This window comes from Anaplasma phagocytophilum str. Webster (genome assembly GCF_000964685.1).
GTDB classification, from domain to species: Bacteria; Pseudomonadota; Alphaproteobacteria; order Rickettsiales; family Anaplasmataceae; genus Anaplasma; species Anaplasma phagocytophilum.
In genome coordinates this window covers 1,250,114-1,275,949 of sequence record NZ_LANS01000001.1, presented here as the reverse complement: position 1 = coordinate 1,275,949, position 25,836 = coordinate 1,250,114, and the positions used below count along the sequence as shown (strand labels likewise).

The window sequence follows — 25,836 nt, the reverse complement described above, 5'->3', positions numbered from 1 at the left end:
AGCATTGAGTACTATTGCTTGCACATGGGGCAATAGAGACTTTTTTATAACGCAATATACTTTCGAGAATTGCAGACTCGGAGCTATATCTAAAAAGCATAATGCACTACTGCAAAACTGTATCAAAAATGCTATACCTAGGGAAGGCGTAATGCGTTCTGTATTATTTTCCGCAAAGCTTTTGGTTACCATAGGTAGTTATGAGCATTATATTCACGTGCATCAAGAGACTTTTCTATAGTGCAATGAATGCTATATGAATATAGTACCCTGACGTGCTATTATGTGAAGTTATAGGCAATATAGTGGGAAGACTATACGGTAGCTGAAGGGCTAAGATCGCTAAAAATGTCGTAGTAAAATTGCAGTTGACCTTTGATGCTATTCGCGCATGTAACACTCTCACGAGAGAGCAAGGTGAACATGACGCTGTGTTTTTTGGTGGACTCAAGCGTTAATTGCGACAACAGCAAGTGCTGCTTACGTTTTTTCTCCGTTTTATGGATAGGATGGATAGATAATCTGGGCAGAGAGAGCAGCGTTGATAAGGGATGCGATGTGTGTATAGTAATTATGGATTTGAGACACAAGTTCTTGCTGCTTCGGTGCCGGGGTTCTATGCGCATGTTTTAGATGCTGCTAGGGCTAGCGCTGAAGTTCCGACAGTTTCGGTAGCTGCTTTTAGGCAGCTATTTTTCATCTTTTGACTTGTATATCTGTAAGACAAAAGAAGCTCAAAGAAAATAGATTAAGTACTTTGGCGCATAGATGTTTTTGGTAGCTTGTACTTATGCTCGGAGTACACCTATATACGTGGTTTTTTAGTGATGATTCTGATGCATTGGTGAGACAGTAATGTTATTGAGAGTGCTAATTTTGATTTTATAAATGGCTATCATCTTGTGGTAAAACTCTCCGTGATACCCACTAATATGAGCATTACTGTCTTAAAGGTAGGTTCTTTAAGCCATGCGTTATACACTATAGCAGTATTTATTCCAGTAGTTTAGCTATAGCTGTGAAGCGGTTGATATTTATTTTTTTACTTTTTATTTCGTTTGCTCAAAACGGAGTAAACAACGCGTTTTCTGCAAATGAGGACTTCCTATCTAAGGACCAGGAGTCGCGAGCCATAAAGCTCTTTAAGGCGACAAAATGCATGACTTGCTCGGGAGAGTCCTTATATGAGTCGCAATCTGCATTTGCGGTTGAAATGCGCTCTTTTATAAGACGTCAAATCGTAAGTGGTATGACTGATGAACAGATTTTAGATATCCTAAAACAGCGTTATGGAAGCGCAATTCTTGGTGATACACCATACAATGCTGATACATATTTTTTATGGATTACTCCTATATTTCTTGCGGTAATTATCACAGTGTTCATGGCACTAAAACTTGGGCGGCTAAAAAAATCTGCGCAGTAAAAGCTTTACCTAGGTAAGATGGTATATATTCTCGTGATATAGGAGAGGAGGGCGTGTCGCATTCACATATATAGTAAACTCCTGCAATATAAGCGCACAATGCACGCACCATGTATCTTCATTGTTGCTATATCTTGTAATGAGCCCATTATCAAAAATTTCAGCAGTATATATATTAAAGGTTTGAAAAAATGAGGCAGTAATATACTTTCATCGCAATACCGGCAGAGATCTAAAAATATTGATAATAGCGGGATAATGCGAAAGGAGATGGTTGAATCGCTATCATAGCATATCGGATAAGTTTTTGATACTGAGAGTTTTGTACAATACACAAAATAATTGGATACAGTATCCACTCTGCCGCATGTGGCAATTTTAGTGTTTGCATCACATTAGCTGTTCAGGATAGGAGTTTTTTTCGATAGATATGTATAGAGCAAAAGCTACACAGCAGGGCAAAGGGAAATGGTACTGCAGCTAAATGAGCACAAGAAATCCTTTTTAGGGGTCTGTGCTACTTGTTAACTAGTAGCAAAATTGTCACATTAACTGTTGCCTTTTTAATAGCATATAAAGATGCAGTGAAATCTTCCTCTTGATTATAATTCTTTGGATGCTAAATATTCTGATGTATCGTAGATTGTGGTGTTGCTTGTATGAGACCTAATTCTCAAGCACAAAAATACTCACTATTTAGTTGATAAGCCGGTACTATCTTCTGAGTATAATTATGGGCATATGCTGTCTATTACGCGATACATCGTGCGATAGCTTGCGGTAAGTCTTTTCGACATTCATCCTTGTACTGCATTAGAGCTTGATAAGCTTGTAGTATGGTTCATACGTATTCACTGTATACTTATTATGCAAGCAATTTACGAGATCTATAGCACTACTGCTGTAAATTTAGCTTGTCATGTGGATCAAATAGCAGGGAAGGTTTTATTATACGAAAGGCAACGAAACAAGAGGCAGCAGATAAGGACTTTGTAGCATATCTGTATGTTTTTTATAGGTCTTGCAAATACTTATACTTGAACACATACTCAGCTGATGGCTATGGCTGATGTAGCTTTATATGAGGATTCGTGGCTGTAATTTAGAAAAGATTTATATCTCCCATACTCCCGAAGAACGCCCAATACCTGGCCGCAAACCTGTAAGTTGTAGGTGTATAGATCTTTTAAAATCAATACTATTACCACTAAATTATAGGTAGTGAAACGACACTTGCCTTTGAGATTCCATAGATAAGGAATTCTTAGTACATTCAGTAATTATGTGCTTTAGTGCATAAATCCACCATAACCCCAAGCAACTATATCCTTAGTACTATCCCGGCGGACTTCTCTGATATAAAATCACCAATGCTTATCAGTACTGAATTTTCTTTCGCTAGCATTGTGATGGAATGAGTTAACGTATAAGCTGCTTCCGTCACTCAAGATAAGCGTCAACACTAGCATAAGAACGCTGAATAGTCAGGATGAATTTTATGAAATATAATAACATTATATATTAATAAGCATAGCCACTGCACCTCTTCATACTATTATTGATATGGGATTAAAAGGTGCTTCATCTATTTATAAGAATATACGCTACTGTACGCTTTTATTGGGATTATAAAGTGTACTTCTTATCAATCAAGTGTACTTGGCATAATAGCCTTTATGTCTTGATCTTATTTATTTTAGCAAAATACAATAACCGAGTTAGACAATGAAAAACCCAGAACAAACGCTATTATCTCACCTGTCACAAGAAGTTATTACTATTGCTCATTGCTGTAAGATTACTTTCATGAATGGTACACATGTCTACTTTACTGATTGTGATCACGACTTAACAGTAGATGGTGTTTCATATTTCTCCAATTCCCATACCAAGGTAAAACTCATAAGCCATGGCCACGGTAATAGTACTGCACAAATTGAATTTTTGCCGTATGATACCCCGATTGTTGCAGATGGTAGCCTATTATTTGAATTATATACTGATGCAAAAATTGAAATACTATTAGTAAATTATTCAGATATATCACAAGGTTCAATCAGACTATTTATAGGAAAAATCAGGGAAATTTCCTTGCATAATCACCTAATCAACGCATATCTAATAGGTGATATACATGCACTATACAATAAGGTAGGAAGTGTATTTTCACAACAATGCAGAGCCCAATTCTGCGATAGCTTATGTAAACTTTCTGCTAGTAAATTCTCTATCTTTAGCACTGTATCTTCTATCTTAGATAAGTATAAAGAATTTGGAGATTCCACCCTTACTACTTACGACAACTACTACAAATATGGTTTGGTGACGTTTTTAAGTGGCAACAATAAACAATGTACTTTTGAAATACATTCAAATACGGGGACCATCATATCCCTTACTTCATGCACACCTTATCCTATAAGCGTGGACGACCAATATTCGTTACTAGCGGGATGTGATAAAAATTTTCGTACATGTATTACAAAATTCCAAAATGCAGTAAACTTCAGAGGAGAACCGCACGTTCCAGATCCGCATTCGGTATTTCAACCTATAGATTAGTCTATTATCAGAAAACGCCATACTTTAATATTGCGGAAAACATTTTAAGGATCTTACTTTTATGGAAGAATAGCATAGGAAAGGGTAGTTTTTTAATCCGTGTTATATCACTACTTAAGTAGGGGAGATAATGTGATATCTTTATCAATAGGTGATATTACAAAGTAGATTATTACGGGATAATCTAAGCGTTGTGATATGTACGCACCATTCATCTGATATTGAGTGTCATAATGACTATCAAGTAGATCAAAATCCAAAAGGGCATGTAATTATACAATCACGAATGCAGTGCAATGATGTACTTGTTATAGACTATAGAAGCTACTGTTTCTATGCAATATACATAAAGCAGCATTTATACGCAGCTTACTGCGCTAGGGATTTTTTAGGAGGCGCATACATTATACTATGATTGTACGAGTTAATGCGCGCGGTGAGAAATTTTATCCTATACTGAGAAAATAGTAAAAGAGCTGTTATCCCTAATATCAAAGACAATCGCGGGAGTGAAAAAGTGTAATATTTCCGGATAAACACAGTAATGAGAGCGTGTTCTATTATATATGGTATATGCGCCGGGTGCTTAGGTGATCTTTAAAACGAACGCCGCATGCAAATGAGTATATAGCTTTACACTTCAATGGTAACCTTGCCCTTATGTAGAGCACGAAAGCATTTTTGTATATTCTAAACTACTTAGCATAGATTTGCGCTTTATATTCTTTACCGATATTATTTCGGAACAACTTCCATTATAAGGAAGAGTGAGAAAGAAGTTCGAGTGCATCACCGGAACAATACTTAATAATCTCAAACTCCATCTGAGGTTTTATCTCAACCTTCCCGCCTAGGATTGTATCCTATCCATCTTATTATGACTCTAATAGCCTCTTCAGTTTCTTCATTCGCTGGACAAACATTCGTGTTACTCCAGTCATGCACTTTATCGCAAATCTTTGCATCTACTGTGAGATCCGTAGTTATCACCTAGCACTTCTTAAATCAACTCTTCTTTCTCTCGTCATAAACTCTAATGGATAATATTCAATGGAGTAGATTATTGCTAGCTGTAACGCGGCAAACTCTTACATCAATAATAAACAACAATGCTGCTAGGATTGAGGCTTTGTAGTTAAACTAGAAGCAAAGAATTTTATTTCAAGAAGGTATTAGGACAGTATTTTTCAAGATGTGCTAGGGGTTTTTTATATCCTTTGGGAAAACTAGATTTGGTTCTGGATGCGCCAGGGGTAGGGTTTGAAAAATGCTCGAATGCGATCTATCTTCTTCTTTGTTCTGGCTTTATAGTATGAATGAGATTTAGTATCTAAGGAATAATCTAATAGTTTATTCGCGCTTAGGCTTCGTTTTGGATTTTCTTCATGACTCGTTGAGGCGCTCCTATATTTTATTTGTGTAGCTTAAAGGTATGTGTTTCAGCTGTAGTATCTAGTATATTCTGATGAATTGGGTAAAGATTATAGCACATAATAACAGCTACTGAGATTATATAGGAAGAAGAGAGCGCATATAAAAATAATATGCGTCATTATGGACAGCGTTAGAGTGATATAAAAGAAACAGCACGAACCTAGGGAATACATTTCTGCAATCTTTATAGCTAAAATTTGATATTTTATACGCTATGCCTACATGGTATATTAAACCTAGAAGTCTCAGTTAGTAGAGCATTTAAGCCAGTTTTTGGCTAACGTATTCATTGCATGAAGCATCACTTCACGCAGTATAGCGATATGATGAGGAAATGTACTGTACGTAGAGGCCAGCTTATGAAGGGAATCTGGTATATAATGGTACTATTCTCCAGTATCTCCATAATATTAGTAAACGTTGTTCAATTGTGATATATAAAACATACAACTGCTTTGATTTGTTTTTATACTGCTATGCCCTGTTAGGGTACGAGTACTAAGTATAATAATCTAAGTATTAAGTGGAGAATATCATAGGATTTTTAAAAGTAGAATTAATGGATTCTCATAGACCTGTACTACTAAACGAAATGCTAGAGCTTCTTTCTCCTAAAGACGGTGCAGTATATGTTGACGCAACGTTTGGTGGAGGCGGCTATAGTAGGGGAATATTGGAACGGGCTAAATGTACTGTACTAGCTATTGATCAAGATCCTATTGCTTCAGAATTCTATCAATCTTTACATTCGCAATTCCCTGGACGGGTGCACTTTTTTCTCAGCAAGTTCAGTAGGCTTCGAGAGGCGTTACAGCATTTTGATCACAATCAAGTAGATGGTGTTGTATTTGATGTTGGAGTATCAAGTATGCAGCTGAGTGATCCAGACAGGGGATTCTCATTTATGAAGGAAGGGCCACTTGATATGAGAATGGATATGTTGCGCTCTCAATCCAAAAGCGCCGCGACTTTTGTAAATTCTTTATCAGAAAAAGACATGGCAGATGTAATCTTCTATTACGGAGGAGAGAGGCTTTCAAGACGCGTTGCCAGAGCTATAATCAGCGCTAGAGAGAGTAATAATAAGATACGTAACACGAGTGACTTGGCAAAAATTATCAGGTCTGTTGTGCCCCGCAGTAAGGCAAATCCAATAGATCCGGCAACAAGGACCTTTCAGGCTATCAGAATATGGGTAAATGATGAGCTAGAAGAGCTAAAAGCAGGTCTAGAAGCTGCTTCTCAAATTGTAGGAGTTGGAGGCAAGATTATTGTTACTTCATTTCATTCACTCGAGGATAGGATAGTAAAACATAAGTTCAACGCTCTACGAGAGAAGGGATTTCAACTTATCAATAAAAAAGCTATAAAGCCCACTGAAAAAGAAATTAGCGAAAATACTAGGTCGCGATCAGCAAAATTGCGTGGCATAGTAAAAGAGGAGTAATCACAGTAGAAAATTACGTTGATTAGTAAGTAATTACGGCGAGTTGCAGGGCTTTTTCTCGGTTATATGAAAAGCAGCGATATTCTTTGGTAGATTATTTTGGTTATCCTCTTTGAGAGTATGCCTCGAGTAAAGTTTACTTTCTTGCATGTAATAAAGAATAAAATGATGAATATTATTATCATCTCACAGAAGATAAATCGCTAAGATGGCAGTGATAAGGTATTACATACTGTTCTGATAAGGCATTACGATTAAAGATAGAATGACCATAACGCTTTTTACTAGTTCTACATGTCAATTTGGCAATATATAGTCACTACCTTAAATATGGTATCTAGCTACTTATTAAACAGTAGAACAGATGCTGCACGGGGATAGGAATGCAAGAGTTATGATTTTTTCAATATCTTTGCGGATTGCACCTTAATATCTTTCTTGCATTTCTAATATAGGTAACGTATCCACTTTAGAAGAAAGCAGGATATCAGCAATAAACGAACTCATTACTTACGCAGCAATGTCAGTTCTTTTTTCTCAGTTTTAAGCACGTGAGATATACTACTCACAACCTAAAAAAATACCCATTATGCCATCGGAAATTATAGATGAAAGAAGAAGTACATATTAACTAATGCAGCAGCAAGTATAGCATTGATGATATTTAATTATGCGATATAACTAACTAGTTATACGTGAGAATTAAAGTAAAACTTTATTTTTGTGAAAAATACGCTAATTATCTAAAGTAATACTAGAGATAATTGAAGTAATATCCGTAGCATTAAATGCATATGTAGCTCAGTTACTAAGCATACTTAAATAAATGCCTTTATTACTTAATGAAAGTAAAAGCTCTAAAAATGCATTCTATTATATAGAAGATATAATTTATAGCTTTAAAATAATATTGATATTAAAGTAATGCATAAGCCTGATTTATAAGGTGATGTGTAAAATTTTTCAAGTTAGATAAAAGTTTCGGATTTTATAATAGTGCCTTGAGTAGATGTTAGATCGGGGTAAATGAGTAGTGATGTAGGGGCTGATGGAACTAAGGAAAAGTGCACTGGTATACTTAGTTAATATTCGGGAATAAAGCCCAATCTGTATGTAAAAAGTGCTAAAGTTGCGAATATTATAAGTATTTTGCTTAGTGTTTGTATTATAGTCTTATCGTATGGGTAATCATAAAGGATTGTATGTGTTGGCGGACATGGCTTAGGGCATGTGATTGATATGCCTAAATAATAGGCTAAGAATATTTTTAAAACAGCTTGTAACTAGGAAAAGTAGCTGCATGTTGTAGAGAAGGTAAAAAAGTGCATTGGGGATGAGTCTCTAAAGATGAACTATAGCGATTATAGTTCCTTAGCTCTATACGATAGCGCCTTTTTAGTGTGGCAATACAATAACCGCATACTAATTTCAGTATAACTTCTTCTCTTTCTTGATATAGTATTCAAATTTCTTATGGCTACTGATTACTATGTTATGAATAGTAGCAATTTTACACCTTGGCAACATTATGTGGTATTGCTATGGTGGACCTTTGCCTACTGATCTGAAGTTTTGTTTAAATGACCTGCACTTGTAGTAAAGGGAGATTTATTATACGTCGTCGTAGCCTATCCGCAACTAATGTAGCCTCTTCTATACATGTTTCACATGCATAATTATAACAAATTCCTATACGCCATACCTTGCTAGCAGATCGGATATTCTAATGCTATTGAATATTGCATATCTTCTGCAGTATTTCATCTTTGACCTAATGGGCCTAAAGAGTCATTTGCCTGCTTAAAATGCTCAATATCTAGTAGCATTACGGAGAGACAGTTGTCTTTTTTTGATGCTGGTTCTGCTGGTGGTTGTGCATCATCTGCGCTTTTAGGTGGCGGATGTGAAGGTACGGGTATGGATTTTCAATCTTTTCTTTTAATTTGAGACTCGCATATAGATTTTTTGCATTATGTACGAGAATTTTTTCCAATTTTGGAGATATGCAATTTGCAAGGGAGGTATATTCTCTTTAATGCATTATATACAGAGACAAGTTACGTTTTGGTACTGTAGTACTCTTTATGTTTGTTAATTGAAAAACGGCTACTGGTATAAAGATCGCTGATTAGTGTTCGTCTGTAATGTGCTTTTCAAATGGTGTTTCTCTTGTGTACGGGTAAGGGGGGTGTAGATCTTTTTTTGACGTGGCCCGCGTAATGCATGTGTATATCCTGTAACCACAGCTTGGGAAAAGGTATAGGTACTCTTGTCATGTTAGATAAATACGCATTATGCAGAGCATTTCAAAGCGCTCTGAGCATGTTGGTGCCAATGAGGTATTATGAAAAAAATGCGGATAGTCATGCATATGGGGCGATACTTAAGTTATAACGCTGTTAGCATCCATCACGCTCATAACCTTGGGATTCGCTCATGACAACACAAAAGTTTTAAATTCTCTACGAAAACAGCGCAAATAACTGCTAACCTAAGGAAAATAAGTAACAACGAAAGCACTAAAAATGCCCATGAACTTATGCAGAACTTTGACTTATTATTAAATATTGCCTATCTCGAGTGTTAAGGTTCCAGCTCCTATAAGTTTTTTTTCTAGATGAGGTAAAAAATCGCAAGGACGGTATCTGATAAGATAGGTGAAATATGTCCTCCTGTTGGCAAGGCATAGAATTTAGCTTTTGAATCTTGTTGATGAAACGCAGGCTATCCTATCGTGACGTGCTTATGCTTCTTTTCAGATTCTCTATTAAGGTACTAGATAGAGTGTTACTGTGAAAAGAAACATCAGTCACACCTTAATACAAGGTATACGTAAGCAGGAAAATATCAGGAATATATACCTTTTTCGGTTATAACTAAGTCTAACTTTTGGTCGTGCTCGCAAACTGGAAGATTTGCGCAAAGCTGTAAGTCATATGCAATGCCAACGCACTTGCATTGACCTCTCCTTTTCAAATGCTCTATCGTATAATCGTAGTATCCACCGCCAAATCCTAGTCTGTATAGACGTCTATCAAATGCTACGAGAGGTATCAAAAGAATATTGGGGCTTAGCGCTTCGCCCAATTCATTAATACCGCTGAACCATCTCCTAAATGTAAGCATTCTGGAATCTTTTTTCACTTCAGGTACAAGAACAACCGATGTCTTGCTTATAAAATTCATTAAAGGCAGAACATCTATTTCTCCGTCAATTGGAATATACCCTGAGACTATGTCGTGGTTTCCGAAACTTAATATGCTGATAGTATTTTGCAATAACATTTGCGCAGCATCAGCAACAGTAGTAACAGCTTTTCTCAGTTTTCTATATTCCTTTCGGAGTCGCACCTTTTCCTCTAAGTGATCCATAGAACAAAAGCTCAATTATTCCCAACTATTTATCCTACACCACTTGTTAGTATTGTCACTTATTTCTAATGAGCTACCATAGCATTACGCCCAAGATATATGCTAAGATGAAGTTCATATTATGCGCGCTAACCAGAGCACTACTCTTTGATGTATCATTGTTCTCTATGCAACTTCTTCTGTAGTACAGAGGAGGTTAGTGGTATACATAGCTGTAGAATAAAAATACATTGTATTATATTAAGCTAAACTGAGGATACCTCTATCAGAAGTAACATTAAATATCCTATAAAATTCCATTCTTAATTCCCTAGTATAGAAATCAATGGTGTGCATTTGTTCTTAAGATATAATATTAGAGAAGCGCAAAGCATACTTAAAACGGCTCTTATTATTTATAAAGCGTATTTTGGAGACCTATTCTGAGTTCCCTTAACTGCGCCCTTAGCGAGCGCCTTGTGAAGCGCATTCTTGGTTTTCCATACAAGAGGAGTTAATGGTATAAGATCGTGCCAAAGTTATATCTTAGGTGTCTTTTTCTTGTTGTAGCCAACGTGTAAAAAAGGATCGAATTTCTTTGATTCTTCTTCTATATCATCTTTCTGTAACATCTCATATAACATTACTAGCAAAGGGTTTAAAGGATCATCCAAGGAAAGAGTAACAACTGTTTTATTGCTATAATCCTCTAATAAATGCTTTTTCTGGACTATTTCTTCCTCAGTGATCATGTCGCATTTATTAAGTACTATCACCTCACGCTTTTCAGATAGCTCTTTACTATACATAGCCAATTCGCGTGATACCAATTTATACGCACCGACTATATCTTCGGTAGAGCCATCTATGAGATGTAAGAGCAAAGAACACCTCTCTATGTGTTTTAAAAACTTATGCCCTAAACCAGCACCCTCATTAGCATTTTCTATCAATCCAGGAATATCAGCGAGAATAAGATCATACTCGTTGATTCTAGCGACACCTAGATGCGGCTCCAAGGTAGTAAAGGGATAATCAGCGACTTTCGTTTTAGACATAGTGCATCTAGACAGCAAACTCGATTTCCCTGCATTGGGCATTCCTATTATCCCTATATCAGAGAGCACTTTCAGCTGCATGAAAATAGGAAACTCTTCTTCTACAGCACCTAAAGTATAGTACACAGGAGCCCTGTTAGTAGAACTCTTATACTGCGCATTTCCCACGCCTCCCTTACCGCCAGAGGCAACAACATACCTTTGTCCTACAGTAGAAAGATCAGCAATTAAACTCCCACCAGGGCTATCAAATACCTGAGTTCCAATAGGGACTTTTATAACAAGGTCGCGACCTGAAGCTCCAGATTTCTTTTTTCCAGAGCCACTTTTACCGTTTTCAGCACGCAAATGCTGATGATAGCGGAAGAATAGCAAAGTATTAACAGCGCTACTAGCCTCTAAGATAACAGAACCGCCATCTCCACCATTGCCACCATCTGGGCCGCCAAACTCAATATACTTTTCCCTACGGAAACTCACGCAGCCATTTCCGCCATTGCCGCCCTTAACAAAAACCTTGGCTTCGTCAATGAAACTCATAAAGCTAATGTCGCCCTATCTTAACGGAACGAAGTATGGCAGTACCACAGAGATCTTCTTCAATCCTTAACAATTCATTGTACTTAGCCATGCGTTCAGATCGAGACATAGAACCCGTCTTAATTTGACCACAGTTCAAAGCCACAGCAATATGAGCAATAAACGGATCTTCTGTATCTCCAGATCTATGAGAAACAATGGAATTAAAATTTGACATAGAAGCAAGCCTAATAGCTTCTATAGTTTCCGACAGCGTACCAATCTGGTTCGGTTTAATAAGTACAGCATTGGCAAGCCCTCTCTCAGAAAAGTCCTTAATCAAGCGAGGATTAGTGACAAACAGATCATCGCCAACTAATTGCACTTTCTTACCCAAGCGCACAGTCAATTCTTTCCAGCCAGCGAGATCATCTTCAGCAATGCCGTCTTCAATGGAGATTATAGGGTACTTTTTTACTAGTTCTTCATAGTACGACACCATCTCCGCACTACTCATGCTTGAGCCAGAAAACTTGTAAATTTTGCCATCATAGAATGTAGAAGCAGCAACATCCAGAGCCAGAGCGAAATCTATAGAAGGTTTGTAGCCAGCCTTCTCAATAGCTTCTAGCAGTATACAGAATACCCTATCATTACTCTCAAGATTAGGTGCAAAACCACCTTCATCGCCAGTATTTGTACTCAGCTTATTACTTTTCAATATTTCTTTGAGCGATAAAAACACCTCAGCGCACATTCTAAGAGCATCGGAAAAAGTAGAGGCTCCTATAGGCATGATCATAAATTCTTGAAAATCCAGCCCATTATCTGCATGCAAGCCACCGTTTATGACGTTTACCAATGGCACTGGCATCTCTCTGGAGGCAACTCCACCTATATATCTGTAGAGTGGGAGTTTAAGACTAGCAGCTGCCGCCTTAGCTGTAGCAACGGAGACAGCAAGCGTCGCATTCGCACCGAGCCTTGACTTATTATCTGTTCCATCAAGCTCTATCAAGAGATCATCTAAAGCCTTTTGGTTAAAGGGGTCTGTGTTTACCAGTCGCGGCGCTATTATAGAATTAACATTCTCAACAGCCTTTGTTACGCCATGGCCTCCGTACTTATTCATATCCTTGTCGCGGAGCTCTAAGGCCTCATTTTTCCCTACTGACGCACCAGAAGGAACAGATACAACTCCAAGGGCTCCATCTGATAACGATACAACTGCTTCAACAGTGGGACGCCCCCTGCTATCAAGTATCTGACGAGCAGAGACACCATTTATTTTGGCAACGGACCTAGAATATAGCACACGCAACTCTCGATATACTGAGTGGGCGTCAGTGTAAACAATATTCCCCAAAAAGTAAAGATATCCTGCAGCCGTTAGTTTTGCATTTGTGCGCAGGGCCTCTCATTGCGTAGAGGGACTTTGCGTTGCTAGAATGTGATTTATACTTGCATTCAATGATGGTAATATTATCGCTAAAGCTCAGCCTGCTACTGTGTCCATCCTCGTACTTTATTTAGGTTAACTAAATACATGTTTTAAAGGCTTTAGATTAAGGAAAATGCCCTTTATGAGAGGTAGATTTCAATTCCACAGTTAGTTGATCTATTCCTGAGCATTGTAGGACATCTTGTATTATGTCTGAGAGGGTAATAAGCATAATTTTACGATTTACAAAGAAGCTACTTTGCCAGCGCTTAAAAGAGTTGGTATCTGTATTGCGTTGGGGTCGTAAATCCCAACCATATAAGAACATTCTTTCAACCATGTTTGATGATTTCCAGGCTTTTAAAGTCCCTTCGATTGCGACTTTTTGAGATAAATAATCAATATTTATGGGGGATGTATAGTCCATTATATCATTCATGAAGTCTAGAGATGTGTTGCGGTTTATGCAGTTTTCTACACTACGAAAACCGTATTCTATGAACCATATCTTTTTATCTATAAGTTTTCCTGTGCTACCGGCTGTTTTCGCCGTCGATTTTATATGAGATTCCCACCAGTATTGTATATTTTTCCAAGCTGAGCGTGGATGTGTATACGCTATAGGCCGCTTCTTATCGGTATCAGTTTCATCGTAAAAGTAACTGTATCCTTCTCCACTCTCCCACAGTTTGGCTATCTCTTCTATGCTGAGTTTCTCAAAGGATAATCCTGGGGGGAGTAGTGGATTTTATTCAGCGTAAGCAGAAATATTCATATCAGTCATAGTGCAGCAAAGCATGCTTTGTATCACATAGATTTATGCTTAAGCACGATGCGCACCATGAGGGCTGAATTAAGTCAGCTAGAATTTTATTGACACCTCCATTTATGTAAAGCAGAATCTAGGTGTTTGTGATATGTCGATCTGGAGCTCTGTGTATGTTCGCCGTGGTTGAAACTGGTGGTAAACAATATAAGGTCAAGGAACAAGACGTCATCAAGGTAGAGCTGCTGAAGGCGGGAATTGGTGAGAAGGTGCTGCTTAAGAGCCTTGCTACATTTAATAATGATGGCAGTGGTAGCTTCTCGGCTAGCTCTGGGTCTGTTTCTGCTGAGGTTGTGGCTCATTGTCGCTCTGACAAGATTATAGTGTTTAAAAAGCGGCGTCGTAAGAATTATAGGCGGAAGAATGGGCATAGGCAAAATATGACCGTTTTGCGTGTAGTAGAGGTGAGGTAGGCTGTGGCTACTAAAAAATCTGGTGGTAGTTCTTGTAATGGTAGAGACTCGAGAGGTAGAAGGCTCGGGGTTAAGAAGTTTGGTAGCGAATTGGTGATACCTGGGAATATCATTATAAGGCAGCGCGGTACAAAGTATCATCCGGGGAAGAACGTGGGAATTGGTCGAGATCACACTATATTTTCCAAGATCGCTGGAGTTGTATCCTTTAGGCGTAAAGCTGAAGGAAGGGTTTTCGTGGATGTGCTTCCGGAAAGTGTGTCTGCGTCGTTATCGTAGTCAGGGTCTGTAGCTCAGTGGTTAGAGCGCACGCCTGATAAGCGTGAGGTCGGAGGTTCGACTCTTCCCAGGCCCACCATCTGTTCTTGTCGTTCGGATGCGTTTGGTGATTTGCTCTTTGTAATTATATAGGAGGCGTGGGGTGGATCTATAATTGTATGGGTCTGTATCTCGTGGTGGTGCTCGCTTTGATATTATAGCTGGAAAAAGGGAGATATGAGGGATGTAAGGAGAGATTATCTTCTCTAAGTCTACTGTTGTCGCTGTGCTATGTATGAGTGGGTGATAGGATAGCTTTTTATACGTGAGGGACCCCTCGTTGAGGGCATTTTCTGTGAGTGTTTTCGAGTATAGAAGTGCGTCATGGTGAAGTTTTGCTGAAAGAGTAACAGGAGAATTTCTACTGGAGAAAACGCGCGAAAGAGTGGAGGGGGGCATCATAATCTAAGTGGAATATAGCCGTATACTTAAAAGGTTTACTTTCTAGCTTTTGTATGAAGAAAGAAGAAGTGGTTGCTGCGTTATTGTTCTGCATCACCCCGTCATGCATCTTAGAAAAAAATACGTAAATGTGACTCGCAAATTGGAAAGAAAGGATCGAGCATTAGAAGGTGCTGTGTAAGAAAAGAGTAACTTGAGTTTAGCTAAATGAGTGTGAAAAGCCTTTGAATATCTGTGAAAACTCGTCCATCTCTGCCTCGTGGCGTTTATGATGGGGAGGCATTTATGGCGCAATTAGAGGTGCATGGAAGTCTACTTACGACTAAATACGTGAAACTGTATCATAATTCTGATTTGAGATACTGAACTGGATAGAATGCGCGATATGTAGCTCTGTGGTATCCTGAGATAGGTATGATGCATATATGCTAAGTTCTTATAAAGCTAATTTAAAAGCAGAACGTGGCTAAATGTTGCGCATGGGGCTTATTACTGAATATGCTTTATAAGTTATATTCTCCCATTTTATATAGGGTGATAAGGAGAAATTGAGAGTTTTATAAAACTTCCCAGCGCTTTTTAATTAGGGATACGGTAGTGATTTACTACCTGGTAATGCGTGCTTTGTAGGATAGGAAGGCATCGTATGTGCGCTTTACATATGAATTGATAGTATGAATAGCTATAACATTAGAAAAGAGAGTAGGGTAGATAGGACTCAAAGCTAAGTATATCTATCAGATGCTATGAGTATACGTGATAGGCGCTTTGGCAATAATAAAACAATGCATTAACTCGTTTCGGATTTTTCAAACGAAAATAATTATGTGTAATGGATTTATTTGCCATAATATTATATTATGAGAGGGCGCGTGTTGTTAAATGTAGTACATTACTCTTAGATTTAGTCTAAAACTGGAGATAATACGTCTATATATATTTGTCTGCTTCTATAGAATAGGAAATCCATATATACAGCAGGTGCAGTTAGTGGAGTAAATAGCATGTTATTAGATGATAAAATATTGGATATCTTTGGCTTTTTCCGGAATGCAATAGAAGAGCGAATAAGGGCTGTGTGGTCAGGAGATAACATTCCTGAATCATTATTTAAGAGGATTATAGTTGGTCCTCCGGCGCAGCCAAAACATGGGGATTTATATACAAATGCAGCACTAATTCTTGGAAAATTTGATAAGAAAAATCCCATGGAATTGGCAAGTACTTTATGTAATGCCTTTGAAAATATCGAGGGTATAGAAAGTATAAATGTTGTTGCTCCAGGATTCATAAACTTTCACTGTGTAAATAGCGTCTGGCATGGAGTTGTAAGGAATATAAACAAGCTAGGCAGAGAATATGGACGTACAGATTTAGGTCATAATAAAAAAGTTAATATAGAATTCGTTTCAGCAAATCCTACAGGACCGCTACATATAGGACATGCTAGGGGTGCAGTTTTTGGTGATGTTTTGTCTAATCTCCTTAAGTGGGTAGGTTATGATGTAATAAAAGAGTATTACGTGAATGATGCTGGGTCTCAAGTAAAGACGTTGGTATCCTCGGTTTTTCTTAGATATAAAGAAGCATTGGGGGAAGAAATCACAATAGGTGCAGGTTTATATCCCGGAGAATATCTAAAGCCCATAGCGCGGGATTTGGTTGAGAAATACGGCTCTGATCTACTAAACGCTAGTGACAAAGATGAGATAATTAGGAGTTTTACTCTGAGTAGCATGCTTAACTTAATTAAGGAAGATTTGGCCCTTTTAGGAGTTGAGCATGATGTATTTGTTTCGGAAAGTGACTTACAGAACCGTAATGTTATTGAGGAATGTGTAAAGTACCTGCGTGAGCGCGGTATTATATATGAGGGAGTGCTTGAAAAACCTAAGAGGGAAGATGAGTTAAGCGAATGGCAACCTCGTGTTCAGATGCTGTTTAAGTCAACGGAATTTGGAGATGATTCTGATAGAGCTTTGCAAAAGGAAGACGGTACTTGGTCGTATTTTGCTGGTGACATTGGATACCATTTTCACAAGATTTCCCGAGGATTTGACTCCATGATAATGACATTGGGGTTCGATCATAAAGGCTATGTTTCAAGACTAAAAGCCGCAGTTGCTGCGTTAAGTAATGGCAAGGCATCTATAGATATTAAGCTTTATAATTTGGTGAATTTCTTAGAAAATGGCACGCCTGTCAAAATGTCAAAAAGGAAAGGGGAGTTCCTAACAGTTCGAGATGTAATTGATGAAGTGGGAAGAGATGTTGCGAGATTCATGATGCTTACGCGCCGGAATGACGTGGTTTTAGATTTTGATTTCGCTAAAGCTCGAGAAGAATCAAAAGATAGCCAGATATTCTATATCCAATATGCACACGCTAGAATACGTTCTATAGTACGGCGTTGTCCTGAGTTATTAGCAATAGAAAAAATAGATTTTTCGTGTGTTATTACTGAGCAAGAGCTTTCTTTGCTAAGACTATTGTCAAGATGGCCCAGTGTTATCAAAACGTCAGCTGAGAATTATGAGCCTCATACAATAGCATTTTACCTGATAGAAGTAGCGGAAGCGTTTCATGCACTTTGGGGCTGCGGCAATAGTGATCCTAGTATGAGATTCATAGTAGAGGGTGATCTACATACCACTTCGGCCCGTATTTATATAGCAATAGCCGTATCCCATGTTATAGCGTCTGGTCTGGATATTTTTTCCATCACACCTTCGGAAGAAATGAGGTAGTAAGCGCAAAAAAAAAACACAAGGTTCTGTTATGTGTATCCGTCTTGATTCTAAAACTAGTCAGGCACTGCTTATGATTATGGATAGAGGTGTTATATTTTCGTGCTTTGAAAAAGCAGCCAATCTGAATTGTTTGTTTTTTATATAATCCTTAATTCATAAATTCATATTCACCGTTTCACCGTTTTAAAATAGCGTATGCCATAAGCTATAATTGAACAACCGTCAGGAAGATCTCTAAGTAACCAAAATTTTCACTAACCCAAATACTGTATAATATCGGCAAGGTTTAAATTCTTAGTCTTTGTAAGTCGCAATCAGTAAACCACACGGCGTGAAATACTATTCAAGCAGAGAAAGAGAAGAAGAAGTTATCTTGCAAATTGGTGTAGCCTTTTTAAGCAGGCTATCAATATGGCCCAGTGTTATCAAACGTCATTTGAGAATTATGAGCCTCATACAATAGCATTTTACCTGATAGAAGTAGCAGAAGCGTTTCGCTCACTTAGTGTTTACGACATTAGTAGCAACCTATGAGATTTCTAGTAATAGAAGAGAGTTATCCCTTTTTTAGTAGGCATTAGAAGGAAGGTAAGCTACTACTTATAGATGAATGATAGAACCAATACGGAACTAGCAATTTACTAGGTTGAGATAAGTTTTTAAGCATCTCCATCATCAGTATCCATAGTATCCATACTCAACCAACAGGTTTAGGTTTTAGCTTATGAGTTGAGTTTATTATTAAGAACACATAATATCTATTATGGAAAATAGGCACCAACACATACAAAATAAAATAGAAACACAAAGCTGACATACAAAACCATCACAACACATATGCATACAGAAACATAAAAAATTGGATTTAGTCTAATGTCACCTCCTTATCGCGTAAACCATGCTCCTACGTAAACCAGGAATAAGATGAAACTTGGGGCCAATCTGCAGCTTCTCCTCCTCCGTCCCAGAAAGCTGGATTATCTCTATACTATCTAGCAAAGGCTTCTAAAAATTGAGATTGTTTGCAGTCGCAACAAATATAACTTTCGAATCGTAGTTATTATCGAGATAATGAGATAAACGGAATATTTGAGTAGTATTATCTCAGGGATCGGTATATACAAAAACACGTGGGAAAATGGTCATCTCTTGTCTTCATCTGTTCCTGATGAAAACCGGAAGAAAAAAGTGCTATAGACCTTGGCAAGCTGGTACGACTATCAGCCGATTATACCACCATAACTTAGTACGATATTATAAACTTAGGATATAAAACGCATTCGGCAGTCTCCGTCAACGACTTCCAGAAACTGGCTTCTTCAGAATTTACTTTCTAGAATCAACCGACAGAGCTTTACCCTCCATTTACTGAAGAATGTCACGTATAGAATCCATCTCAAAAATAGAATCATCAATGTTTTTGGCAATGATATTTATATAGTGGATGATCCTCTCATGGTATCTTGTATATCATCGCGTCCCTTTGATGGTGAGGGTATACTGTCTACCAAGCGGAATATAGTAGAAACAAGATAATAAGATAAAAAGCAGTATTAGTATACGTTCCTTGTTGATCACTGTTGATCACTTACAGAGATAAATGGATCATCTAGAAGCGACATGCTCACTCCTACTGATGGAGAATTTGTTTTTGAAAAACTGTTAAGAGAAAACCCCGAACTAAATACGAAAAATAAAGTACGAAAAGGCCTTCTATAGGAGATAAGTCTGCCATCTTTATAGCAGCATCTACTAACTCTTCAGACCTCTCTAAATCATTCAAGAAATACATGAATACTTCTTGCCCACAATCTCACACGTATTCAAACATGACGTCCACTGCTCGCAGTCATTTCCTTGAGCCTCATCATACGCTGAGTAACAGAGGTAGTCTCGTGCTGAGTTAATACATCCTCATCTTCCCCCAAGGACCTTATAAGTTTAATTATATCTCCCTATATTCAGGGCACTCAAGATACTATACAATGGAAAAAAACTCTGCGTAGGCATCAAACGCTGGAATGGCTATTTTATACCAATTTCATCTTATTCCCATATGACTGTTTGATGTAGGATTTACATGAATAACTACCACTTGCTTTAACAAGGTAAAACGCTACTGATATTGATGGTTTACTAAGCACCAGAAACAACCATATCACCGAACCTTAATGTCGGAGAGTTTACTGATCGGAGAAAAATTAAATCGTTCGCAACTTGTGCGCTTGAAAACATATCTCGTAGATTCCCTGCTATAGTAATTCCATGGACTGGATAGGTTATATCTCCATTTTCGATCATATAACCAAAAGCTCCTTGACTATAATCTCCTGTAGCAAAATTTATTCCAAATCCGAAAAGATCAGTGATGTACAACCCTCTCTTAATATCTGACATTAATTCCTGTACTGTAATATCCGATCTCTGTATGTAAAAATTACTTACACCGGGAGAAACAGACGCATTATCTTTCCTTACCGCATGACCTGTCGTGGACAATGCCAGTTGTTTTGCCGTTCTCATATCTAAAATCCAACTCTTGAGAACACCTCTTTCTACTATGCTCCGCTTTGTAGACAGTATACCCTCACCATCAAAGGGACGCGATGATATACCAGATACCATGAGAGGATCATCCACTATATAAATATCACTGCCAAAAACATTAGTTCCTAAATCATTTAGAAGAAAAGACGTCTTATCAGCGATAGAAGCTCCATTAATAGCTGAAGCAAAATTGGACAACAATGAAGATGCCACCCTATTTTCAAATAAAACTGGCATTTTACATGTTTGAAGCTCGCGAGCATTCAGCTTCCGCAGAGCCCGATTAGCAGCTTCTCTCCCTAAAACCCTCGACTTCTCTAAATCACTGAATTTACTCTTCACCGCAAAGCTATAGTCTACCTCCATCTTCTTATCATCAGATGCCGCTACTACAGATATAGATGAAGAGAAATATGTTTTCTTATATGAACCACAAAACCCTCTTGTTGTCATAAGCGCAGTCTCCGTCAACGACTTCGAGAAACTTGCTCCTTCAGAATTTACTATTCTAGAATCCACCGACAGGGCTTCACCCTCCATTTCCTGAAGAATGTCACGTATAGAATCCATCTCAACAATAGAATCATCGAAGATCATAAGATCAGAAGCAGTATTGGTATACGTTCCTTGTTGATCACTTACAGAGATAAATGGATCCTCAGGAGATAAGTCTGCCATCTTTACAGCAGCATCTACTAGCTCTTCAGACCTCTCTAAATCATTCGATGAAATACATGAATACTTCTTACCCACAATCACGCGTATCCCAACATTACATCCGCTGCTCGCAATCATTTCCTCGAGCCTCATCATACGCTGGGTAACAGAGGTAGTCTCGTGCTGAGTTAATACGACTTCTCCCTCAACTCCCCGAGACTTTATAAGTTTAATTATATCTTCTGCTATATTCAGGGCACTCAAGACACACCTCTACTTATACATTTTAATTCTTAAGAAGAATTCATTGCGCAAATCACAACGCTCTTCAAAAACCCCTAACATTTGACTAGTTTGTACATTCAACCTCTCATCTCTAGAGGCAGTATCCCTGTTGCTACATTCAACGCACCAATGCTCGGCCTCTAGTAGTACAGCAACACCATGAGGATCTAGTATCTTCTCTAAATACTCTGCCACCTGATTAGTAAGACGCTCCTGAAGCTGTAGCCTTTTCGAAAAACAACCAACAATATGCGCTATACTACCAATACCAAGTATCTTCTCTTTTGGCATATAAGCGATATGCGCCACACCACATATAGGACTAAGATGATGTTCGCAGTTTGAAGAAAACCCTATGTTCTTCACCAACACCATTTCTGAACTACTCCCATCATAGGGAAGAATAGAATAGTGAGAGAGAAGCTCAGGAGCATAACCAGAACAAGACTTTTTATAGTAATCCAAGACCCTACGAGGCGTTTTTAATAAACCCTCCCTATTAGGATCATCCCCCATCCACCTTATTATGACTCTAACCGCCTCTTCAGCTTCTTCAATCGTTGGACAAACTCTACCACATTGCGTTACTTCTGCCATATACCTATCCCAAAGCTTCGCATCCACTAACCACTTCTATTAGATCCGTGGTTATTGCCGCCTGTCTTGATCGATTGTAATCTAAGACCAACTTGTTTAGCATACTTTTTGTATTGGTATTAGCAGATTCCATGGATATCATCCTACAACAGTGTTCACAGGTTACGCTTTCACATAAGGATAAGTAAAACCTACCCATAAAGCTATTAAACCATAGCTTCGTATTTATTGATGCAAAATCAGGATCATATAGATTTTCCCCTCTCTCGATCTCTACTTTATCTTTGCTTCCGTAGAAATCATTAGGGTCATCAACTGTGAGAATATCCTCTATAACCTGCTCCTGCAAATTTATGGCATGAAACTTGCTATATAGAACTGACACTCTCTTGTAACTTGTGAAATCTATACCCAATGAATAAAAAAAGCCTTTAAAAGCATAAAATCCTAAATTCTTCGGTTGGGATACAACGCCCAGAACCTTTCCGCTATCAGCTATTACATTCTTCACAGCATCATATGCCTTCTTACCAATAAAAAGGAAGCTGAGCTCTTCGTCTGTTGCAGAATTTTGCAAATACTCACGCAGAGACTTTGCAACCGAGTGATTAAAGCCCCGCACAACCCCCTATCAGACGAGAAGATAACCAGTAACTTTCCCGAAGCTCGCTCTACAGCTATGTTATTACAACTGTGCTCTTTTGCTTCATTCAGCACTTTCTCGCAGTATCGTCGAGCATGCCCCAAACCCTCTCGCGCAGTACGAAACTTTGAAGCAGAGATCATCTGCATTACCCGAGTCGTCTTTTGTATTGATTTAACGCTTCTTATCCTTGTTGAAAGAGCCTTTCGACTTGCCATACCGACACCTTACAGCCACAGCCCTAGTATATTATCTTTTGATCCATTAACAAGTCTAAAAACAGTCTAGAGTTTTTTTTACTGAGTACTTTATAAATTTTATACACCAGTATTTAGAGTGTAAGAGGCGTGCTTCTCAGTACAAAAGCTATGTTGCTGAAAGCCTAAAAAACATAATCATATAGCCTTACCAGACTAAGGCTTCAGCTATATTGCAGCAAGAATTTAGTCACAGGATTCTCTTTATCTCACTCATTATCCATTCTGCTAAAACCTTATAAAGCTTCGTATGGCTATGCTCTAAAATCGTAGCAACACCTCTAGCGTCATATTCACAAAAATGAGATTTTGAGCATAACGTTCAGTGTCAATGAGTGATTCTTGTGTCTGAAATTTTATCACTATTATGCGCCCTGTTATACGCAATACCCTCCCCTCTCATAGACCAAGCCTCTTACTGCTTCTTCTTAACACACACTTAACTACTAGGGTGCGCGCAGTCTATGTTGTACCAGCACTGGGCTCCTCGCTTTAAGTTAGGAAAAAACTCTAGCGTGTTTAGGCTTAGAAGCGTGTTTAGCTGATTTATTCGGGCCTTGTCATATAAGGCATTTGAAATATGCATTACTCCTTAGGCTTACAAAACCTAAGCATGAGCATGATAGAAACTGCCATAACAGAAATATGATATGGATGTGGAGCTATGCTGCGCATAATGCACGTTGTTTTACTACATAGATTTATTCAGCATAAAAAAGAAGAATTCCGATAAGGATAACGCTCAATTGAGATATCATCACCTATATAAGCACTAACGTCGCTAGTTATTCCTTCTATAGGTAAGCTTTTTACATTATTTATCGCAGCTTCATCACCTAAAGAAAACAAGATTGCTTCCTCATGTCTCGCCACTGGAATATCAACGTGCAATCTCTTTTCTACAGAATAAGTATTCCATATTGGTTCGCAACATAAATCACTTAGGCTCTCCTCCGCAATAAAGTCAATTGCAGCACTTAAGCTCATTTCTCTTTTTGATAAGGACAAACATTTACGCTCAAGTAAATCAAAAATTTGATAATCAAGAGTATCGCAGTATTCGCTACCGATACTATCGTTGGCATAGCTTTCCACCCTATTCCCTTCTTTTGTTGTATCGCGAGATAAAAGGTCATAATTGTCATTATAAGGATCATTCCTTAGGCGAAACTTCGGAAATAAATCTCTTGCCTTCTGGTTAATATATCCAATCCAGTCAGAACCACGCCACTTGCTATTCTTAAATCTATTAAAAATGTAGTATGATATACAATAGCCTTCTTTGCTGCCGAAGAGTTCTATAAGTTGTTCTAAAGTTACGTTATTTGACATTAATAGTCGCATTATTCTCAAGCATTTTCCACTTTTACAACCTATTTCCTCTAACTTATCTGATATCGTGCTTCCAAATGTTTCATTCATGCTTGCAAAAGCATATTTAGCTCTATTATTCGACAAGAGGTGTAATAAAATTTGAGAAGAATGGCCTCTTAGCAATGTACCGTTGTTAGGCGTTACAGCATTTAAAAAATTCAAAACCCCATTGCTATAATCACTATTGTATGAGTCTATCTCATATGACTGCAGACTACTGGCTTGTCTATGGATAACATCTAAGTCTTGAAGATATTCTTTCCTGTGATGCTCCTCCCAAAGAACTGTCTTGCTATCACCAACAGCGTGGAATACTTTTTTGTTCTGTGCCATATCTGAGAGCATCCTTTGTATCGCTTTTTTTCTCAATACCTTATATGAATCACTATTTTTCTTGGCTATCGTGGCGTCTTTATCGATATCGCTTTTAAATAGAATTTTTAATAATTCAATGTAGTTTCTGAAGAATGTACTATCCTCTATCTGCGTACGGCAAGATTCATATACATAGCTAAAGAAGGAATTTCGTTTCAGTGCTTCTTGGAAGCATAGTCGAAGTGTTGGTGCTTCCTTTCCTTCCCCTGAAAAGACAAGTGATACCTCAATGATATTAGAAACTGCCTCAGCGAATTTGGATACATTTCCAAAACAGTGTGTTATTAGCGCAGTGCATAAATTCAGATATACTCTATTCGCGGAGTAATCATTTTTTTCTTCTTCTTTTTTCCAATTTTTGGAAAAAAACCATCCACTTTTTGATTTTCTAAATGTGTAAGATCGCTCTTCTCCTCCAATGCTAATCAAAAAGTTATTCAGATGACTGCTATAAGTAAGTGCATTTTTTAGCTCATTTAATATATCAGAATTACCGACTTCAATTACAAAGGCGGTTTTCTTATCCTGTAAGTAATTGCTAGCATATTTTATAAAGGAAGCTACACAAATAATGGAGGATAAAACAAAGCAAGACAAAATAATTGCAAAACTCCACCAAAACTTTGCGGGATCCATATAAGAGCGAAAAAGCAATATAGCTATCATTGCGGCAATTAATATCAGTACTGCAAGCATGCTAACTATTATAGAAGCCCTATAATTCATAAGATGCGCAATCTATTTTACAATTTTCTGCGTTCATGCCATTTTCACGCTGGGCATAGAGTTGAGTCTCCCGTTTTTGTAAATTACTCCCAGATGAAATACTTCCTTCTACATAAGAGATGTAGAAAACATCTCATTCCATAAAGATTATCTATTTATTAATATAATTCATAAATAAATCAATTTTAATTTATTTATATCCTAATAATAATTTTATTATATCCCATAAGATATGACTATCCCTACCTCTTATAACATCTACGCATACCTCTGAATATATCCGAGATTTTGAATAGAGATAGGGGAAATTGTCTATTCCTCCATGTTATGAATACTCTATGACAAATCTGCTCTATTGTGTCTTTCTAATCAGAGCATTACAAATTCTGTGATTGCGAGTAAGTACAGAAAATATCTCTAGCCCCCCA

General features: G+C 37.8%; 18 protein-coding genes, 1 tRNA gene and 1 pseudogene. 10 read left to right on the top strand and 10 right to left on the bottom strand.

Translation table 11 applies throughout. From position 1 onward, the window contains the following. Window positions 1–560: 560 nt before the first annotated feature. The 3 genes from APHWEB_RS06560 to APHWEB_RS04980 all read left to right on the top strand — a co-directional run bounded on the left by APHWEB_RS06560 (window position 561) and on the right by APHWEB_RS04980 (window position 3,988). A complete protein-coding gene (locus APHWEB_RS06560) occupies window positions 561–707 on the top strand; it encodes a hypothetical protein (RefSeq protein WP_155237132.1) in 147 nt (48 codons plus the stop codon). 311 nt (window positions 708–1,018) lie between these two features. Then, window positions 1,019–1,426 (top strand): cytochrome c-type biogenesis protein, encoded by a 408-nt coding sequence (locus APHWEB_RS04985; RefSeq protein WP_011450790.1) that lies wholly within the window; start codon window positions 1,019–1,021, stop codon window positions 1,424–1,426. 1,725 nt (window positions 1,427–3,151) lie between these two features. Then, complete coding sequence (locus APHWEB_RS04980; RefSeq protein WP_011450791.1) at window positions 3,152–3,988, top strand: DUF2163 domain-containing protein; 837 nt, start codon at window positions 3,152–3,154, stop codon at window positions 3,986–3,988. An 837-nt stretch (window positions 3,989–4,825) separates the two neighbouring features. Here APHWEB_RS04980 and APHWEB_RS06555 read toward each other — a convergent pair. Beyond that, the gene (locus APHWEB_RS06555) at window positions 4,826–4,978 is read right to left on the bottom strand and encodes a hypothetical protein (RefSeq protein WP_020848952.1); all 153 of its coding nucleotides are present in this window, start codon (window positions 4,976–4,978) and stop codon (window positions 4,826–4,828) included. A 1,003-nt stretch (window positions 4,979–5,981) separates the two neighbouring features. Between APHWEB_RS06555 and rsmH the strand changes: the two genes are divergently transcribed. Further along, on the top strand, window positions 5,982–6,869 hold the full coding sequence (gene rsmH, locus APHWEB_RS04970; RefSeq protein WP_044104252.1) for a 16S rRNA (cytosine(1402)-N(4))-methyltransferase RsmH: 888 nt from the start codon (window positions 5,982–5,984) through the stop codon (window positions 6,867–6,869). Between the two features lie 2,847 nt (window positions 6,870–9,716). Here the strand turns inward: rsmH and APHWEB_RS04965 are convergent. From APHWEB_RS04965 to APHWEB_RS07190, 4 genes are all read right to left on the bottom strand, one after another. Beyond that, window positions 9,717–10,241 carry a 5-formyltetrahydrofolate cyclo-ligase gene (locus tag APHWEB_RS04965; RefSeq protein ID WP_011450796.1) on the bottom strand — a complete coding sequence of 175 codons (525 nt, stop codon included), beginning with the start codon at window positions 10,239–10,241 and terminating at the stop codon, window positions 9,717–9,719. 518 nt (window positions 10,242–10,759) lie between these two features. Next, window positions 10,760–11,818, bottom strand: coding sequence for an Obg family GTPase CgtA (cgtA, locus tag APHWEB_RS04960; RefSeq protein ID WP_011450797.1), 1,059 nt, complete (start codon window positions 11,816–11,818; stop codon window positions 10,760–10,762). 4 nt (window positions 11,819–11,822) lie between these two features. Next, the gene (eno, locus tag APHWEB_RS04955; protein WP_011450798.1) at window positions 11,823–13,112 is read right to left on the bottom strand and encodes a phosphopyruvate hydratase; all 1,290 of its coding nucleotides are present in this window, start codon (window positions 13,110–13,112) and stop codon (window positions 11,823–11,825) included. 250 nt (window positions 13,113–13,362) lie between these two features. Further along, window positions 13,363–13,926 (bottom strand): baseplate megatron protein TIM-barrel domain-containing protein, encoded by a 564-nt coding sequence (locus APHWEB_RS07190; RefSeq protein WP_230596114.1) that lies wholly within the window; start codon window positions 13,924–13,926, stop codon window positions 13,363–13,365. 251 nt (window positions 13,927–14,177) lie between these two features. Between APHWEB_RS07190 and rplU the strand changes: the two genes are divergently transcribed. The 6 genes from rplU (at window position 14,178) to APHWEB_RS07180 (ending at window position 19,483) form a co-directional block, all read left to right on the top strand. Continuing rightward, window positions 14,178–14,477, top strand: coding sequence for a 50S ribosomal protein L21 (gene rplU / locus APHWEB_RS04945; protein WP_011450800.1), 300 nt, complete (start codon window positions 14,178–14,180; stop codon window positions 14,475–14,477). Window positions 14,478–14,480: 3 nt separating this feature from the next. Continuing rightward, window positions 14,481–14,756: a 50S ribosomal protein L27 gene (rpmA, locus tag APHWEB_RS04940; RefSeq protein ID WP_011450801.1), complete on the top strand. Its 276-nt coding sequence runs from the start codon at window positions 14,481–14,483 to the stop codon at window positions 14,754–14,756. A gap of 3 nt (window positions 14,757–14,759) precedes the next feature. Beyond that, window positions 14,760–14,835: transfer RNA gene (locus APHWEB_RS04935), tRNA-Ile, on the top strand. A gap of 1,366 nt (window positions 14,836–16,201) precedes the next feature. Beyond that, a complete protein-coding gene (gene argS / locus APHWEB_RS04930; RefSeq protein WP_011450802.1) occupies window positions 16,202–17,944 on the top strand; it encodes an arginine--tRNA ligase in 1,743 nt (580 codons plus the stop codon). A 414-nt stretch (window positions 17,945–18,358) separates the two neighbouring features. Beyond that, the gene (locus tag APHWEB_RS07185) at window positions 18,359–18,481 is read left to right on the top strand and encodes a hypothetical protein (RefSeq protein WP_080662890.1); all 123 of its coding nucleotides are present in this window, start codon (window positions 18,359–18,361) and stop codon (window positions 18,479–18,481) included. Window positions 18,482–19,402: 921 nt separating this feature from the next. Continuing rightward, window positions 19,403–19,483, top strand: coding sequence for a hypothetical protein (locus APHWEB_RS07180; protein WP_410510716.1), 81 nt, complete (start codon window positions 19,403–19,405; stop codon window positions 19,481–19,483). A gap of 94 nt (window positions 19,484–19,577) precedes the next feature. Here the strand turns inward: APHWEB_RS07180 and APHWEB_RS06535 are convergent, their stop codons facing one another. The 5 genes and pseudogenes from APHWEB_RS06535 to APHWEB_RS04910 all read right to left on the bottom strand — a co-directional run bounded on the left by APHWEB_RS06535 (window position 19,578) and on the right by APHWEB_RS04910 (window position 25,378). Then, window positions 19,578–19,739, bottom strand: coding sequence for a hypothetical protein (locus APHWEB_RS06535; protein ID WP_011450805.1), 162 nt, complete (start codon window positions 19,737–19,739; stop codon window positions 19,578–19,580). A 344-nt stretch (window positions 19,740–20,083) separates the two neighbouring features. Next, window positions 20,084–21,415, bottom strand: a complete 1,332-nt coding sequence (locus tag APHWEB_RS04925) for a TldD/PmbA family protein (RefSeq protein WP_020849322.1) — start codon at window positions 21,413–21,415, stop codon at window positions 20,084–20,086. Window positions 21,416–21,424: 9 nt separating this feature from the next. After that, on the bottom strand, window positions 21,425–22,033 hold the full coding sequence (gene folE, locus APHWEB_RS04920) for a GTP cyclohydrolase I (protein WP_011450808.1): 609 nt from the start codon (window positions 22,031–22,033) through the stop codon (window positions 21,425–21,427). Between the two features lie 4 nt (window positions 22,034–22,037). Beyond that, window positions 22,038–22,894, bottom strand: a pseudogene (locus APHWEB_RS04915) (F0F1 ATP synthase subunit gamma). Window positions 22,895–23,638: 744 nt separating this feature from the next. Further along, window positions 23,639–25,378, bottom strand: coding sequence for a hypothetical protein (locus APHWEB_RS04910; protein ID WP_133121363.1), 1,740 nt, complete (start codon window positions 25,376–25,378; stop codon window positions 23,639–23,641). Window positions 25,379–25,836: the final 458 nt, after the last annotated feature.